The sequence below is a fragment of the Pseudomonas aeruginosa genome, assembly GCF_001457615.1.
In the GTDB taxonomy this organism is placed as follows: Bacteria; Pseudomonadota; Gammaproteobacteria; order Pseudomonadales; family Pseudomonadaceae; genus Pseudomonas; species Pseudomonas aeruginosa.
Window position 1 is genome coordinate 1,429,840 of the sequence record NZ_LN831024.1, and the last position, 14,538, is coordinate 1,444,377.

Annotated in this window: 13 protein-coding genes and 1 pseudogene; 9 read left to right on the forward strand and 5 right to left on the reverse strand. The window is 65.4% G+C overall.

All coding sequences use genetic code 11. The annotated features are described in order from the left end of the window. The first annotated feature begins 9 nt into the window (after window positions 1-9). The 6 genes and pseudogenes from ispF to rpoS all read left to right on the forward strand — a co-directional run bounded on the left by ispF (window position 10) and on the right by rpoS (window position 4,999). Window positions 10-483, forward strand: a complete 474-nt coding sequence (gene ispF / locus AT700_RS06625; protein WP_003098560.1) for a 2-C-methyl-D-erythritol 2,4-cyclodiphosphate synthase — start codon at window positions 10-12, stop codon at window positions 481-483. Continuing rightward, window positions 480-1,547: a tRNA pseudouridine(13) synthase TruD gene (gene truD / locus AT700_RS06630; protein ID WP_004345456.1), complete on the forward strand. Its 1,068-nt coding sequence runs from the start codon at window positions 480-482 to the stop codon at window positions 1,545-1,547. Before ispF ends, truD begins: the two co-directional genes overlap by 4 nt. Then, the gene (gene surE, locus AT700_RS06635; protein WP_003092341.1) at window positions 1,535-2,284 is read left to right on the forward strand and encodes a 5'/3'-nucleotidase SurE; all 750 of its coding nucleotides are present in this window, start codon (window positions 1,535-1,537) and stop codon (window positions 2,282-2,284) included. Before truD ends, surE begins: the two co-directional genes overlap by 13 nt. Window positions 2,285-2,316: 32 nt before the next feature. Beyond that, window positions 2,317-2,951 (forward strand): annotated as a pseudogene (locus tag AT700_RS06640) (protein-L-isoaspartate(D-aspartate) O-methyltransferase). Between the two features lie 45 nt (window positions 2,952-2,996). After that, window positions 2,997-3,890: a peptidoglycan DD-metalloendopeptidase family protein gene (locus tag AT700_RS06645; protein ID WP_003143263.1), complete on the forward strand. Its 894-nt coding sequence runs from the start codon at window positions 2,997-2,999 to the stop codon at window positions 3,888-3,890. 104 nt (window positions 3,891-3,994) lie between these two features. Continuing rightward, entirely contained in the window at window positions 3,995-4,999 is a 1,005-nt protein-coding gene (gene rpoS / locus AT700_RS06650; protein WP_003113871.1) for an RNA polymerase sigma factor RpoS, read from the forward strand. 426 nt (window positions 5,000-5,425) lie between these two features. Here rpoS and fdxA read toward each other — a convergent pair whose 3' ends face one another. From fdxA to AT700_RS06665, 3 genes are all read right to left on the reverse strand, one after another. Continuing rightward, entirely contained in the window at window positions 5,426-5,749 is a 324-nt protein-coding gene (gene fdxA / locus AT700_RS06655; protein WP_003092272.1) for a ferredoxin FdxA, read from the reverse strand. Between the two features lie 66 nt (window positions 5,750-5,815). Continuing rightward, window positions 5,816-8,383 carry a DNA mismatch repair protein MutS gene (gene mutS, locus AT700_RS06660; RefSeq protein ID WP_003113873.1) on the reverse strand — a complete coding sequence of 856 codons (2,568 nt, stop codon included), beginning with the start codon at window positions 8,381-8,383 and terminating at the stop codon, window positions 5,816-5,818. Window positions 8,384-8,508: 125 nt separating this feature from the next. Then, on the reverse strand, window positions 8,509-9,516 hold the full coding sequence (locus AT700_RS06665; protein WP_003098486.1) for a TolB family protein: 1,008 nt from the start codon (window positions 9,514-9,516) through the stop codon (window positions 8,509-8,511). Window positions 9,517-9,663: 147 nt separating this feature from the next. Between AT700_RS06665 and AT700_RS06670 the strand changes: the two genes are divergently transcribed. The 3 genes from AT700_RS06670 to recX all read left to right on the forward strand — a co-directional run bounded on the left by AT700_RS06670 (window position 9,664) and on the right by recX (window position 11,811). Continuing rightward, window positions 9,664-10,170, forward strand: coding sequence for a CinA family protein (locus AT700_RS06670; protein WP_003092262.1), 507 nt, complete (start codon window positions 9,664-9,666; stop codon window positions 10,168-10,170). Between the two features lie 133 nt (window positions 10,171-10,303). Further along, the gene (recA, locus tag AT700_RS06675) at window positions 10,304-11,344 is read left to right on the forward strand and encodes a recombinase RecA (protein ID WP_003092260.1); all 1,041 of its coding nucleotides are present in this window, start codon (window positions 10,304-10,306) and stop codon (window positions 11,342-11,344) included. Between the two features lie 5 nt (window positions 11,345-11,349). After that, window positions 11,350-11,811: a recombination regulator RecX gene (recX, locus tag AT700_RS06680; RefSeq protein ID WP_003098485.1), complete on the forward strand. Its 462-nt coding sequence runs from the start codon at window positions 11,350-11,352 to the stop codon at window positions 11,809-11,811. A 21-nt stretch (window positions 11,812-11,832) separates the two neighbouring features. Here the strand turns inward: recX and AT700_RS06685 are convergent, their stop codons facing one another. Together AT700_RS06685 and AT700_RS06690 are read right to left on the reverse strand one after the other, a co-directional pair. Beyond that, window positions 11,833-12,903 carry an LOG family protein gene (locus AT700_RS06685; protein ID WP_004345445.1) on the reverse strand — a complete coding sequence of 357 codons (1,071 nt, stop codon included), beginning with the start codon at window positions 12,901-12,903 and terminating at the stop codon, window positions 11,833-11,835. Between the two features lie 82 nt (window positions 12,904-12,985). Beyond that, window positions 12,986-14,389, reverse strand: a complete 1,404-nt coding sequence (locus AT700_RS06690) for an MBL fold metallo-hydrolase RNA specificity domain-containing protein (RefSeq protein ID WP_003098484.1) — start codon at window positions 14,387-14,389, stop codon at window positions 12,986-12,988. Between the last annotated feature and the right edge of the window lie 149 nt (window positions 14,390-14,538).

Sequence of the window (14,538 nt, forward strand, 5' to 3'; positions counted from 1 at the left end):
CGTTTTTTCATGCGAATTGGCCATGGCTACGACGTGCATCGCTTCGGCGAGGGCGACTTCATCACCCTCGGCGGCGTGCGCATTCCCCACAAACATGGGCTGGTCGCCCACTCCGACGGCGACGTGCTGCTGCACGCCTTGTCCGATGCGCTACTCGGCGCGGCGGCGCTGGGCGACATCGGCAAGCACTTCCCGGACACCGACCCGCGGTTCAAGGGCGCCGACAGTCGCGCGCTGCTGCGACACGTGGTCGCCATCGTCGCCGAGAAGGGCTGGAAGGTCGGCAACGTCGACGCCACCATCGTCGCCCAGGCGCCGAAGATGGCGCCGCACATCGAGACCATGCGCGGGTTGATCGCCGAGGACCTCGGCGTCGCGGTCGACCAGGTCAACGTCAAGGCCACCACTACCGAGCGGCTAGGTTTCACCGGACGCGAAGAGGGCATTGCTGTACATGCGGTCGCTTTGCTGATGGCCCGATGAGCGTTCTCGGCGAACTCGACCTGCTCGGGCCGCGCGCCCATGGGGCAGCCTGCGGCGAGGCGGTGCTCAAGGCCGTGGCCGAGGACTTCCAGGTCGACGAGGTGCTGGACATTCCCCTCAGCGGTGAAGGCGAGCACCTCTGGTTGTGGGTGGAAAAGCGCGGATTGAACACCGAGGAGGCGGCCCGTCGCCTCGGCCGCGCCGCCGGCGTGCAGCAGAAGAACGTCAGCTACGCCGGGTTGAAGGACCGCCAGGCCCTGACCCGGCAATGGTTCAGCCTGCACCTGCCGGGCAAGGCCGATCCCGACCTGGGCGCAGCCGAGGGCGCGGACCTGCGGATTCTTCGCCGCACCCGTCATTCGCGCAAGTTGCAGCGAGGCGCGCATGCCGCCAACGGCTTCACCCTGCGTCTGACCGGGCTGCGGGCGGAGCGTGCCGTTCTCGACGCGCGCTTGGAACGTATCGCCGCGGACGGCGTGCCCAACTATTTCGGCCTGCAACGCTTCGGCCACGGCGGCGGCAACCTGGTCGACGCGCGCAGTTGCGCGGAACAGGACCTGCTGCCGGCAAACCGCAACCTGCGTTCGCGCTTCCTTTCCGCCGGGCGCAGCTACCTGTTCAATCGCCTGCTCGCCGAGCGGGTCGCGGAGGGTAGCTGGAACCGGGCAGCGGTCGGCGACCTGCTGGCCTTCACCGACAGCCGCAGCTTTTTCCTCGCTGGCGAGGAAGAATGCCGCGATGCCCGTCTGGCCGCCCTCGACCTGCACCCCACCGGACCGCTCTGGGGCGAGGGCGATCCGCCGAGCGGCGCCGGCGTCCTCGAACGCGAGCTGGCCCTGGCCGGGAGCGAGCCGGCGCTCTGCCGCTGGCTGGCGAAGGCGGGCATGGCGCACGAACGGCGCATCCTGCGGCTCCCCATCCAGGGGCTGGCGTGGCATTATCCCGAACCTGATGTTCTGCAACTGGAATTCGTCCTGCCGGCCGGTTGTTTCGCCACCGTAGTGGTGCGTGAAATCCTCGACCTGGTACCGACAGGGCAGACGGAAAACCCATGCGCATACTGATTGCCAACGACGACGGGGTGACCGCACCCGGTATCGCCGCGCTTTACGACGCGCTGGCGGATCATGCCGATTGCGTAGTGATCGCCCCCGACCAGGACAAGAGCGGCGCCAGCAGTTCCCTGACGCTGGACCGCCCGCTGCACCCGCAGCGCCTGGACAACGGATTCATCAGCCTCAACGGCACGCCGACCGACTGCGTGCACCTGGGCCTGAACGGCTTGCTGGAGGAATTGCCGGACATGGTGGTCTCGGGTATCAACCTGGGCGCCAACCTCGGCGATGACGTCCTCTATTCCGGTACCGTGGCGGCGGCCATCGAAGGGCGCTTCCTGAAGGGGCCGGCCTTCGCCTTCTCGCTGGTCTCGCGGTTGACGGACAACCTGCCCACCGCCATGCACTTCGCCCGCCTGCTGGTCTCCGCCCACGAGCGCCTGGCCGTGCCGCCGCGTACCGTGCTCAACGTCAATATCCCGAACCTGCCGTTGGATCGCGTACGTGGTATCCAACTGACCCGCCTCGGGCACCGCGCCCGTGCCGCCGCACCGGTGAAGGTGGTCAATCCGCGCGGCAAGGAAGGCTACTGGATCGCCGCGGCCGGCGATGCCGAGGATGGCGGGCCGGGGACGGATTTCCACGCGGTCATGCAAGGCTACGTGTCGATCACTCCGTTGCAGCTGGACCGTACCTTCCACGAAGCCTTCGGCGGCCTCGACGAGTGGCTGGGAGGACTGACGTGATGTCCGAAGACCTGCATCGCCGGGGTATCGGCATGACCTCCCAGCGTACCCGAGAGCGCCTGATCCAGCGCCTGTACGAAGAAGGCCTGTCCAACGCCCACGTGCTCGAGGTGATCCGCCGCACGCCGCGTCATCTGTTCGTCGACGAGGCGCTCTCGCATCGCGCCTACGAAGACACCGCCCTGCCGATCGGCCACAACCAGACCATTTCCCAGCCGTTCATGGTGGCGCGGATGACCGAGTTGCTGCTGGCGGCCGGCCCGCTGGACAAGGTCATGGAGATCGGTACCGGGTCCGGCTACCAGACCGCGGTGCTGGCGCAACTGGTCGAGCGGGTCTTCTCCGTCGAGCGGATCCAGGCGTTGCAGGACAAGGCCAAGGAGCGTCTTGCGGAGCTAAACCTGCGTAATGTTGTCTTTCGTTGGGGCGATGGTTGGGAAGGCTGGTCGGCGTTGGCTCCCTACAATGGAATCATCGTCACCGCGGCGGCCACGGAAGTCCCGCAGTCGTTGCTGGACCAGTTGGCCCCGGGGGCCGTCTGGTGATCCCGGTCGGTGGCGGCGAGGTCCAGCAACTGATGCTGATCGTCCGCACCGAGGACGGGTTCAGCCGCCAGGTACTCGACTCGGTACGTTTCGTCCCGCTGCTCAACGGCCCGATCGCCTGAGCCGGCGGCCGGCGTCGCCGGCCCGATTGAACGAAAGCGAAGAAGATGGATAAGGGGGAAGGATTGAGGCTAGCAGCGACCCTGCGGCAATGGACTCGGCTCTATGGTGGCTGCCACCTGTTGCTTGGGGCCGTCGTCTGTTCCCTTCTCGCCGCCTGTTCGTCGTCGCCTCCCGGCGGGGTCAAGGTCGTCGATCGCAACGGTTCCGCGCCTGCCGCTGCGCGGCGTACGCCGGTCACCAGCGGGCAGTACATCGTACGCCGCGGCGACACCCTGTATTCCATTGCCTTCCGCTTCGGCTGGGACTGGAAAGCCCTGGCCGCGCGCAATGGCATCGCGCCGCCCTATACCATCCAGGTCGGTCAAGCTATCCAATTTGGTGGGCGGGCATCGGCGCAACCGTCCGTCGCGAAAAACACGCCGGTCGTCGCTGCGCCCGTGGCGACCAAGCCTACCCCGGTTCCACCCGCAGTTAGTACGTCGGTACCTGCCAAGCCCGCACCGGCTCCGGCCTCGACCACGACCCCACCCAGCAGCGGCGCGACTCCCGTCGTCGCGGGGCCTGCGGTGGGGGGGTGGGCATGGCCCGCGAGCGGTACTCTGATCGGCCGTTTTGCCTCAAACGGAAGTTTGAATAAAGGGATTGATATAGCCGGTCAATTGGGCCAGCCTGTCCTGGCTGCGTCTGGTGGGACCGTTGTATACGCCGGTAGTGGTTTGCGGGGCTACGGCGAGTTGGTCATCATCAAACACAACGAGACCTACGTGAGTGCCTACGGTCACAACCGCAGGCTGCTGGTGCGGGAAGGGCAACAGGTCAAGGTAGGGCAATCGATTGCCGAGATGGGCTCCACAGGAACCGATCGGGTGAAGCTGCACTTCGAGATTCGCCGCCAGGGTAAGCCTGTCGATCCACTGCAATATTTGCCACGTCGCTGACCGGGAGTTCGCCCGCCCACATCATGTAGGTGAGCGGGTCCGGGCGTGTCCAGCGGGAAAGGAATCGCCCGGGCTTGAGTCGAACTCATGCAAGGGATAACGACATGGCACTCAAAAAAGAAGGGCCGGAGTTTGACCACGATGATGAAGTGCTCCTCCTGGAGCCCGGCATCATGCTGGACGAGTCGTCTGCCGACGAGCAGCCTTCTCCCCGGGCAACTCCAAAAGCCACCACTTCCTTCTCTTCCAAACAACACAAGCACATCGACTACACGCGCGCGTTGGACGCAACGCAGCTGTATCTCAACGAAATCGGTTTCTCGCCCCTGTTGACGCCCGAAGAGGAAGTCCACTTCGCTCGTCTGGCGCAGAAGGGCGATCCCGCTGGTCGGAAGCGGATGATCGAGAGCAACCTGCGGTTGGTGGTGAAGATCGCCCGGCGCTATGTCAATCGCGGACTGTCCCTGCTCGACCTGATCGAGGAAGGCAACCTAGGCCTGATCCGCGCCGTGGAGAAGTTCGATCCGGAGCGCGGATTCCGGTTCTCGACCTACGCCACCTGGTGGATCCGCCAGACCATCGAACGGGCCATCATGAACCAGACCCGGACCATTCGCTTGCCGATCCATGTGGTCAAGGAGCTCAACGTCTACCTGCGTGCGGCGCGGGAACTGACCCACAAGCTCGACCACGAACCTTCCCCCGAAGAAATCGCCAACCTGCTGGAGAAGCCGGTCGCCGAGGTCAAGCGCATGCTCGGCCTGAACGAACGGGTGACTTCGGTAGACGTCTCTCTTGGTCCGGACTCGGACAAGACCCTGCTGGATACGCTCACCGACGATCGCCCCACCGATCCGTGCGAGCTGCTGCAGGATGACGATCTCAGCGAAAGCATCGACCAGTGGCTGACGGAACTCACCGACAAGCAGCGTGAGGTGGTGATTCGCCGCTTCGGCTTGCGCGGTCACGAAAGCAGCACGCTGGAAGAGGTCGGCCAGGAAATCGGCCTGACCCGCGAGCGGGTTCGTCAGATCCAGGTCGAGGCGCTGAAGCGCCTGCGGGAGATCCTGGAGAAGAATGGCCTGTCGAGTGACGCGCTGTTCCAGTGACGGAAAACCTTAGACCCACTGAAGACCCGGCGTTCGCCGGGTTTTTTGTGTCTGCTCTTGTAAGCATTAACTTACACGGCGTGTGAGCCTAAGTAGATAAATGCCCGGGAGGTTTGCCAAAAACGCTCGGTGAATTTAAGTAACTTATTGAAATTAAAGGAATATATTTTTCTAAAATGGCTGCCGAAGAAGCTTCGCTGGGTTTTCTGGCAGGTTGCGGGTGCACAGGGAATCGCTAATATCACTCCTGCGTACAGGGAACACGCAACCCCGAAGGATCGGGGAAGGGACGTCGCCAGGGAGGCGATTCATCAGGATGATGACGAGGGACTGAAGAGTGGGCGGGGTAATACCCCGCCCCTTTTTTTTGCCTGCCGTTTTACTCGTCGCCAAAGAAAAGGCCCGCTGATTGCGGGCCTTGGCGTATCAGCGCTCCAGATGCTGGAGCTTGCCGGCGACGCCGTCCCATTCCTCGGCGTCGGGCAGGGCATCCTTCTTCTCGGTGATATTCGGCCAGACTTCCGCCAGCTCGCTGTTCAGCTCGATGAATTCCTGCATGTTCTCCGGCACTTCGTCTTCGGAGAAAATCGCCTGGGCCGGACATTCGGGCTCGCACAGGGCGCAGTCGATGCACTCGTCCGGATGGATGACCAGGAAGTTGGGTCCTTCGTAGAAGCAGTCTACCGGGCAGACTTCCACGCAGTCGGTGTATTTGCACTTGATGCAGTTGTCGGTGACGACGAAGGTCATTTTCTAGTTCTCTCCTCAGGCGGGCGGCTAAGCGCGCGCGATTCTAGCAGCTTGTGCGGTAGTCCGTCAGACCCGCATCTTCCATGCATATAACAGATCGAGAGCTTGCCGCGGGCTGATATCGTCGGGATTGATCCTCGACAATTCATCGATCACCGGGTGCGGCAGGCTGGCGAACAGGTCGCTCTGCATCGGCGAGGCGGGCTTGCCGCTCTGCTGGCTCGGCATCTCGTGCGGCAGGCTGGTGGTTTCCAGGCGCTTGAGGTGTTCGCGGGCGCGCTGGATTACCGGGGCCGGCACGCCGGCCAACTGGGCCACCGCGAGGCCGTAGCTCTGGCTCGCCGGTCCCGGCAGTACATGGTGCAGGAACACGATGCGTTCATTGTGCTCGGTCGCGTTCAGGTGCACGTTGGCTACCGCGGGCTGGCTTTCCGGCAGTACGGTCAGCTCGAAGTAGTGGGTGGCGAACAGGGTGAAGGCGCGAGTCCGGGCCAGGTCCTCGGCCGCTGCCCAGGCCAGCGACAGGCCGTCGAAGGTGCTGGTGCCGCGGCCGACCTCATCCATCAGCACCAGGCTCTTGTCAGTGGCGTTGTGCAGGATGTTGGCGGTTTCGCTCATCTCCACCATGAAGGTCGAGCGGCCGCCGGCAAGGTCGTCGGACGAGCCGATGCGGGTGAAGATGCGGTCCACCAGGGACAGCTCGCAGCGCGCAGCCGGAACGAAGCTGCCGATGTGCGCAAGCAGCACGATCAGCGCGGTTTGCCGCATGTAGGTGGATTTACCGCCCATGTTCGGACCGGTGATCACCAGCATCCGGGTGTCGGCATCCAGCGCCAGGTCGTTGGCCACGAACGGTGTCTCCAGCACCTGCTCGACCACCGGATGGCGGCCCTGCTCGATGTGCAGGCAGGTGTGTTCGACGAACCGCGGGCGATTCAGGTCGAGGTTCAGCGCGCGTTCGGCGAGATTCGCCAGCACGTCCAGCTCCGCCAGCGCCGAGGCGCTGTCCTGGAGCGGAGCGAGATGGCCGATCAGGCGTTCCAGCAGCTCTTCGTAGAGCGCCTTCTCGCGGGCCAGGGCGCGGCTCTGGGCCGACAGCGCCTTGTCCTCGAAGGCCTTCAGTTCCGGCGTGATGAAGCGCTCGGCGCCTTTCAGGGTCTGCCGGCGGATGTAGTCGGCCGGCGCCTGTTCGGCCTGCACCCGTGGCAGCTCGATGAAGTAGCCATGGATGCGGTTGTAGCCGACCTTCAGGTTGGGCAGGCCGGTGCGGGCCTTCTCGCGCGCTTCCAGGTCCATCAGGAATTGCCCGGCGTTTTCGCTCAGCGCCTGCAGCTCGTCCAGCTCGGCGTCATAGCCGGTCTTGATCACGCCACCGTCGCGGATCACCGCCGGCGGGTTGTCGATGATCGCCTTGGCCAGCAGTTCGGCGAGTTCGGGATAGGTGCCGATGGTGGTGGCCAGCGCCTGCAGGTGCGGCGCTTCCAGTTCGGTCATGGCGTTCTGCAGGTCCGGCAGCGCCGCCAGCGCGTCGCGCAGGCGCGCCAGGTCGCGAGGGCGGGCGTTGCGCAGGCCGATGCGGGCGAGGATGCGTTCGAGGTCGCCGATTTCCTTGAGCTGCGGTTGCAGGTTCTCGAAGCGGTAGCGTTCCAGCAGGCAGGCGATGGACTCCTGGCGGGCTTCCAGTACCGCGCGGTCACGCAGCGGACGGTTCAGCCAGCGGCTCATCAGGCGGCTGGCCATGGCGGTCTGGCAGCGGTCGACCACCGATTGCAGGGTGTTCTCGCGGCCACCGCTGAGGTTGATATCCAGCTCCAGGTTGCGGCGGCTGGCGCCGTCGAGGATCACCGTGTCATCGAGGCGGTCGTGGCGCAGGCTGCGCAGGTGCGGCAGGGCGGTACGCTGGGTTTCCTTGGCGTAGGCGAGCAGGCAGCCGGCGGCGCCGATGGCCAGGGTCAGGTTCTGGCAGCCGAAGCCTTTCAGGTCCTGGGTGCCGAATTGCTGGCAGAGGCTCTTGTGCGCCGAGTCGCGATCGAAGTCCCACGGCGCGCGGCGACGTACGCCGCGGCGCTTCTCCGCCGGCAGGCCCTGTGGCCAGTCGTCGGGAATCAGCAGCTCGGCCGGGTTGAGGCGCTCCAGTTCGGCCAGCAGGGTTTCCCAGCCTTTTATCTCCTGGACGCTGAAGCGGCCGCTGGTGATGTCCAGCACGGCGAGGCCGAACAGGCGCTCGTCGCCGAGGATCGCCGCCAGCAGGTTGTCGCGGCGTTCGTCGAGCAGCGCCTCGTCGCTCACCGTGCCGGGGGTGATGATCCGCACCACCTGGCGCTCCACCGGCCCCTTGCTGGTGGCCGGGTCGCCGATCTGCTCGCAGATCGCCACCGACTCGCCGAGCTTGACCAGCTTGGCCAGGTAGCCCTCCGCCGAATGGAAGGGAATGCCTGCCATCGGGATCGCCTTGCCGCCGGACTGGCCGCGCGCGGTCAGGGTGATGTCGAGCAGCTTGGCGGCCTTCTTCGCGTCCTCGTAGAACAGCTCGTAGAAGTCGCCCATGCGATAGAACATCAATTGGTCGGGGTGCTGATGCTTCAGTTTGAAGTACTGCTGCATCATCGGCGTGTGCTGAGAGAGGTCGGTCATACGGGCCTTCGGAAGCGGGCTTTGGACGGTGCAAAAGAGGGCAATGTTAACCCGATTCACCGGCCTGTGTCGGGTCCGTTCGGAACCGGCGCGGACCCTCAGGTCCGCGCCTGTGCGGGCTGCTTTCAGCGTGCCGCGGTATAGCTGGCGCCGAGCTTCTGCCGACCGTCGGGCAGGTTGATCTGCGCCGGGTCGAGACGCCAGACCCGCGCCGCGGCGATGTCACCGAGGAGCAGGCTGTAGGTCGGGTCGAACGAAGTGCTGGAGAAGATCAGGTAGTCCTCGTTCACCGGCGCGGCATCGGAATTGTCGCCCTGGCAGTGGTTGAGCGGCAGGATCGCCGGGGTGCCGGGCGGGCTGTTGGGTACGACCATGGCCAACTGGTCGTTGCCGGCCGGCTGGGTACGCGAGAGGAAGTAGGCGGTGTAGTCGCGTACCACCGGGTAATAGTCGCGGCCCCCCGCGGCCGGGGTGGCGAGGGCGCTGACCTGGCCGTTCTCCAGGTTCCTGCGCACCACCCGCAGGCTGTCGCCGGCTCCTGTCGCGTAGACCACGTACTTGCCTGAGGGTGTGAGGAACGGCATCGACTCCTCGGTGCTCCAGCCGTCGCCGGTCACGGCTTTCCAGGCGCTCACGCCGACGCTGCCATCGCCATTGAAGACCAGGGTGGCGAGGCGGATGTCGCCCTCGTGCTTGAGCACGACCTGGCGGCCGTCGAAGGAGAACTTCGGATCCTCGTTGCGACCGCCGATGGCCGCAGTCAGGTTGCTCGGCGCCTGGGTACCGCCGATGGCCCAGGCGAACACGTGCCAGGCGCCATTCTGGCGGCCCATGAAGGTCAGGTAGCGGCCGTCCGGGGAGAAATGCGCATTCATCGGGTCCTCGATGTTCCAGCCGGGCTGGTTGAGCTGGCGGGTGCTCTTGCTCTTGAAATCGTGCAGGTAGAGGTTCGAGGAGCCGTCCCCGTACTCCATATAGCTGTGGTAGACCAGGCGCCCGCCGAGCGCGGGCAGGCTGCTGGCGGGTTGCAGGGCCAGGTTGGCGGTGCAGGCCGCATGGGCGGGGAGGCTGGCAACGGGGGAGAGGAGCAGGGCGAGGGAGAGCAGAGAGACCTTGAGTGGCGCGATGTTCATGGTGTGCCTTTCCTTGGACGGTGATGGAACACGCATGTTCGCGCATTCGCTGCCTTCGCGCGGTTGCGCTTGTCCGAAAGCTGCTTCTGAATGGAAAAGCCGATGGTGTAGGGTAGTCCCTTTCCGTTTCTACCCTGGAGAACAGTGATGACCCTGATGGAGTCCGACCTGACCGCACTGGCCGCCCGCCTCGGCGAAAGCCTTCGTTACCTGGGCGAGCAGGTCAGCACGGCGGAATCCTGCACCGGTGGCGGCATCGCCGAGGCGATCACCCGCATCCCGGGGAGTTCGGGCTGGTTCGAGGCTGGCTACGTGACCTACTCGAACCGCCAGAAGACCCTCCAGCTGGAGGTGCCCGAGTCGCTGTTCCCGGCAGTCGGCGCGGTCAGCCGGGAAGTGGTCGAGGCCATGGTGCGCGGCGCCCAGCGGCACAGCGGGGCGCGTTTCGCGGTGGCGGTGAGCGGTGTCGCCGGGCCCGACGGCGGCTCGCCGGAAAAGCCGGTAGGCACGGTCTGGCTGGCCTGGGCCGACGGCGAGCGGCTGGTCAGTGAGCGCTGCCAGTTCAACGGCGACCGCGACGCCGTGCGCCGGCAGACGGTGGCGACCGCGCTGACCGGCCTGCTGCGCATGAGCAACGGCGAGAACCCGGGCTAGCCGCGCCTGCGGGCAACCGTTCGGAACATTCTTCCCGTCGGGGGTAGGCGAGCGACTTGCCCTGTGGAATAATACTGTCTACTTATACAGTTGTTCGTGGCCGTCCGGCCGCCCTGACTTCGCGAGGACTTCAATGGACGAGAACAAGAAGCGCGCCCTGGCCGCGGCCCTGGGACAGATCGAACGCCAATTCGGCAAAGGCGCGGTCATGCGCATGGGCGACCATGAGCGCCAGGCGATCCCGGCCATCTCCACCGGCTCCCTGGGTCTGGACATCGCCCTCGGCATCGGCGGCCTGCCCAAGGGCCGGATCGTCGAGATCTACGGTCCGGAATCCTCGGGCAAGACCACCCTGACCCTCTCGGTGATCGCCGAGGCCCAGAAACAGGGCGCCACCTGTGCCTTCGTCGACGCCGAGCACGCGCTCGATCCCGACTATGCCGGCAAGCTGGGCGTCAACGTCGACGACCTGCTGGTCTCCCAGCCGGACACCGGCGAGCAGGCCCTGGAAATCACCGACATGCTGGTGCGCTCCAACGCGGTCGACGTGATCATCGTCGACTCCGTGGCCGCGCTGGTACCCAAGGCCGAGATCGAAGGCGAGATGGGCGACGCCCACGTCGGCCTGCAGGCACGCCTGATGTCCCAGGCGCTGCGCAAGATCACCGGCAATATCAAGAACGCCAACTGCCTGGTCATCTTCATCAACCAGATCCGCATGAAGATCGGCGTCATGTTCGGCAACCCGGAAACCACCACCGGCGGTAACGCACTGAAGTTCTACGCCTCGGTCCGCCTGGACATCCGTCGTACCGGCGCGGTGAAGGAAGGCGACGAGGTGGTGGGTAGCGAAACCCGCGTCAAGGTGGTGAAGAACAAGGTTTCCCCGCCGTTCCGCCAGGCCGAGTTCCAGATCCTCTACGGTAAGGGCATCTACCGTACCGGCGAGATCATCGACCTGGGCGTGCAATTGGGCCTGGTCGAGAAGTCCGGCGCCTGGTACAGCTACCAGGGCAGCAAGATCGGCCAGGGCAAGGCGAACGCCGCCAAGTACCTGGAAGACAATCCGGAAATCGGTTCGGTACTGGAGAAGACCATTCGCGACCAGTTGCTGGCCAAGAGCGGCCCGGTGAAGGCCGACGCCGAAGAAGTGGCTGACGCCGAAGCCGATTGAGGCCAATGGCGATCGTGCTCGATACGCCCGTCGCCGTGCGGCGGGCGGCCATGGACCTGCTGGCGCGCCGTGAGCACGGGCGCGCCGAGCTTTCCCGCAAGTTGCGCCAGCGTGGCGCGTCTGCCGAGTTGATCGATCCTGCCCTCGACCGCCTGGCCGAGGAAGGTCTGCTCGACGAATCCCGCTATCTCGAAAGCTTCATCGCCAGTCGCGCCCGTAGCGGCCATGGGCCGTTGCGCATCCGTGAGGAACTGGCGCAACGCGGTCTGCCGCGCGCCGATATCGAAAGGGCGCTGGGTGCCTGCGAGGTCGACTGGAGTGCGCAATTGCGTGAGGTCTGGCGCCGCAAGTTCGCCCGCCTGCCGCAGGACGCCAGGGAAAAGGCCCAGCAGGGCCGCTTCCTGGCGTACCGGGGTTACTCCATGGAGTCGATCAGCCGCCTGTTGAACGGCCGCAGCGACGATTGAGCGCGTGCCGGAGCGGCAGCTTCAGTCCCAGTTTTCCGGCAGGTTGATGTAGTCCAGCAATTCCCGCAGCCGCCCCTGGTCGCGCCCGTTGAACACGAAGGCGAGGCGGGTCAGGTTGCGGAACTCCGGTTCGTCCTGTTCCTGCTCGCTGTAGGCCTGCTGCTGGAAGCCGCCGCTCAGGCAGAGGCTGGCGAAGTGTTCGTGCAGGTGCGCCAGCGCGGCTTCGTTCAGGGCGTGGTTCAGGCGAATCACGAAAGTGCCTTTCAGCCAGCGGCTGGAGTGGAAGTTGCGGTAGAACTGGGCGATTTCCTTCACCGCGTCTTCGGCCGAATGCACCAGGCGCATCAGGCGCATGTCGGCCGGCAGGATATAGTGATTCTCCAGCAACTGTTCCTGCATGAACTCCAGGGCGTGTTCCCAGTAGCGGCCGCCCGGCTGGTCGAGCAGCACGATCGGCACCAGCGGACTCTTGCCGGTCTGTACCAGGGTCAGCACTTCCAGTGCCTCGTCTAGGGTGCCGAAGCCGCCGGGGCAGAGCACCAGGCCGTCGGCTTCCTTGACGAAGAACAGCTTGCGCAGGAAGAAAAAGTGGAACGACAGCAGGTTGCCGCTGCCGTCCACCGTATGGTTGGCGTGCTGCTCGAAGGGCAGGGTGATGTTGAAGCCCAGGCTGTTCTCCAGCCCGGCGCCTTCGTGGGCGGCGGCCATGATGCCGCCGCCGGCGCCGGTGATCACCATCAGGTCGTAGCGGGCCAGTTCCTCGCCCAGCTTGCGCGCCAGGGCATAGACCGGATGTTCGACTGGCGTGCGCGCCGAGCCGAACACGGTGACCTTGCGTCGCCGCTTGAACTGCTCGAGGACGCTGAAGGCATGCTCCATCTCGCGCAGGGTCTGCAGCATGATCTTGGCGTCCCAGCGGTTGCGGTCGGCCTGGGCCATGCGCGTCACGGTGAAGAGCATCTCGCGGTAGAGCGCGAGATTGGGGCTGTCGCCGGGAGCCGCAAGGGCCGCCAGTTCGTCGACCTTCCGCGCCAGGTCGGTGCCGCTGGTCTGGAAGTGCCGGGAAAGATAGTCATCGGCTTCGTAGGGCATTCGCATACTCCTTCTACAACCACCCTGGACAGGCGGTCATCCGCATACTGCCACGGACTGCGTGACAGTTGCGGACGGCGGCTCAGATCTCGATGCGTTCGCCGGGTTCCGGTATCTCGGCATCCCAGTCGAGACGCTCGCGGATCGCGCCCTGCAGCGCTTCCATCTTTTCCCGCTCGCCATGTATCAGGTATAGCGCTGGACGGTGGGCGAAGTGACCGACCCAGTCGAGCAGCTGCGATTGCCCGGCGTGGGCGGAGAAGCCGCCGAGGGTATGGATCTGCGCCTTGACCGCGATGCGCTGGTGGAACACGCGAACCGCGCTGGCGCCGTCGACGATGTTGCGGCCCAGGGTGCCGCGCGCCTGGAAGCCGGGGAATACCACATGGCATTCCGGGCGCCAGAGGTTGTGCTTGAAGTGATGGACGATACGGCCGCCGGTGCACATGCCGCTGCCGGCGATGATGACCGCGCCGCTCTTGATCCGGTTGATCGCCATCGACTCGTCGGCGCTGCGGGTGACGCGCAGCACCGGCAGCCATTCCTCCAGGCGGGTGGTGCCGGTGCCGCGAATGTACTCGCGGTCGCGGTCGTCGAACTCGTTGCTGTGGCGCAGGTAGATGCCATTGGCACGGGCGGCCATCGGGCTGTCGAGGAATACCGCCTGTTGCGGCAGGCGGCCCTCCTGGTAGAAGCGGCCGAGGTAGTAGAGCAGGTCCTGGGTGCGGCCGACGGCGAACGACGGGATCAGCACGTTGCCGCCGTCGCGATGCGCCTGGTCGAGAATTGCCGCCAGTTCCTCCAGGGTGTCGTTGCTGTCGCGGTGATCGCGATCGCCGTAGGTGGATTCGAGCATCACCACGTCGGCCCGGCTCAGCGGCGAGGGCGCTCGCATCAACGGCGAGCAGGTGTTGCCGAGGTCGCCGGAAAACACCAGGCGGCGCGGTTGCACCTGGTCGTGGAATTGCACTTCGACGATCGACGAGCCGAGGATGTGCCCGGCGTTGTGAAAGGTCACCCGCACGCCACGAGCGACCGCCACGGTGCTGCCGAGGCTGATCGGCCGGCGCAGCTTGAGCGCGCGTTCGGTGTCGGCCTGGGTATACAGCGGCTTGATGCTCGGCTTGCCGATCCGGTTGCGCCAGCGGTTCTCCCACTCGGCGTCCTTTTCCTGGATGTGCGCAGAGTCCAGCAGCATGAGTTCCAGCAGTTCGCAGGTGGCCTCGGTGGCGAAGATCGGGCCCTTGAAGCCCTCGGCCGCCAGGCGCGGCAGCAGGCCGCTGTGGTCCAGGTGGGCGTGGGAGATGACCACCGCGTCGATGCTCGCGGGATCGAAGGGGAAGGGCGCGCGGTTGCCGTTGTCGGCTTCGCGGCGCCCCTGGCGCATGCCGCATTCGAGCAGGACCTTCACGCCATCGAGGGTTTCCAGCAGATAACAGGAGCCAGTGACCTCCTGGGCGGCGCCTAGAAACGTCAGTGATGCCATCGAGCCTCCTCCGTCAGAGCTCTGTCGACACCCCGATACCTTTCGGGGATCGTGGAATGCCATGGAACCTTCGTACAGGGCCAGAGTGAACGAATCGTGGGCGGGGAGCTTGATGCAGGTCAGCGCCCTTTGCCGTGTGCTGCCTAGAC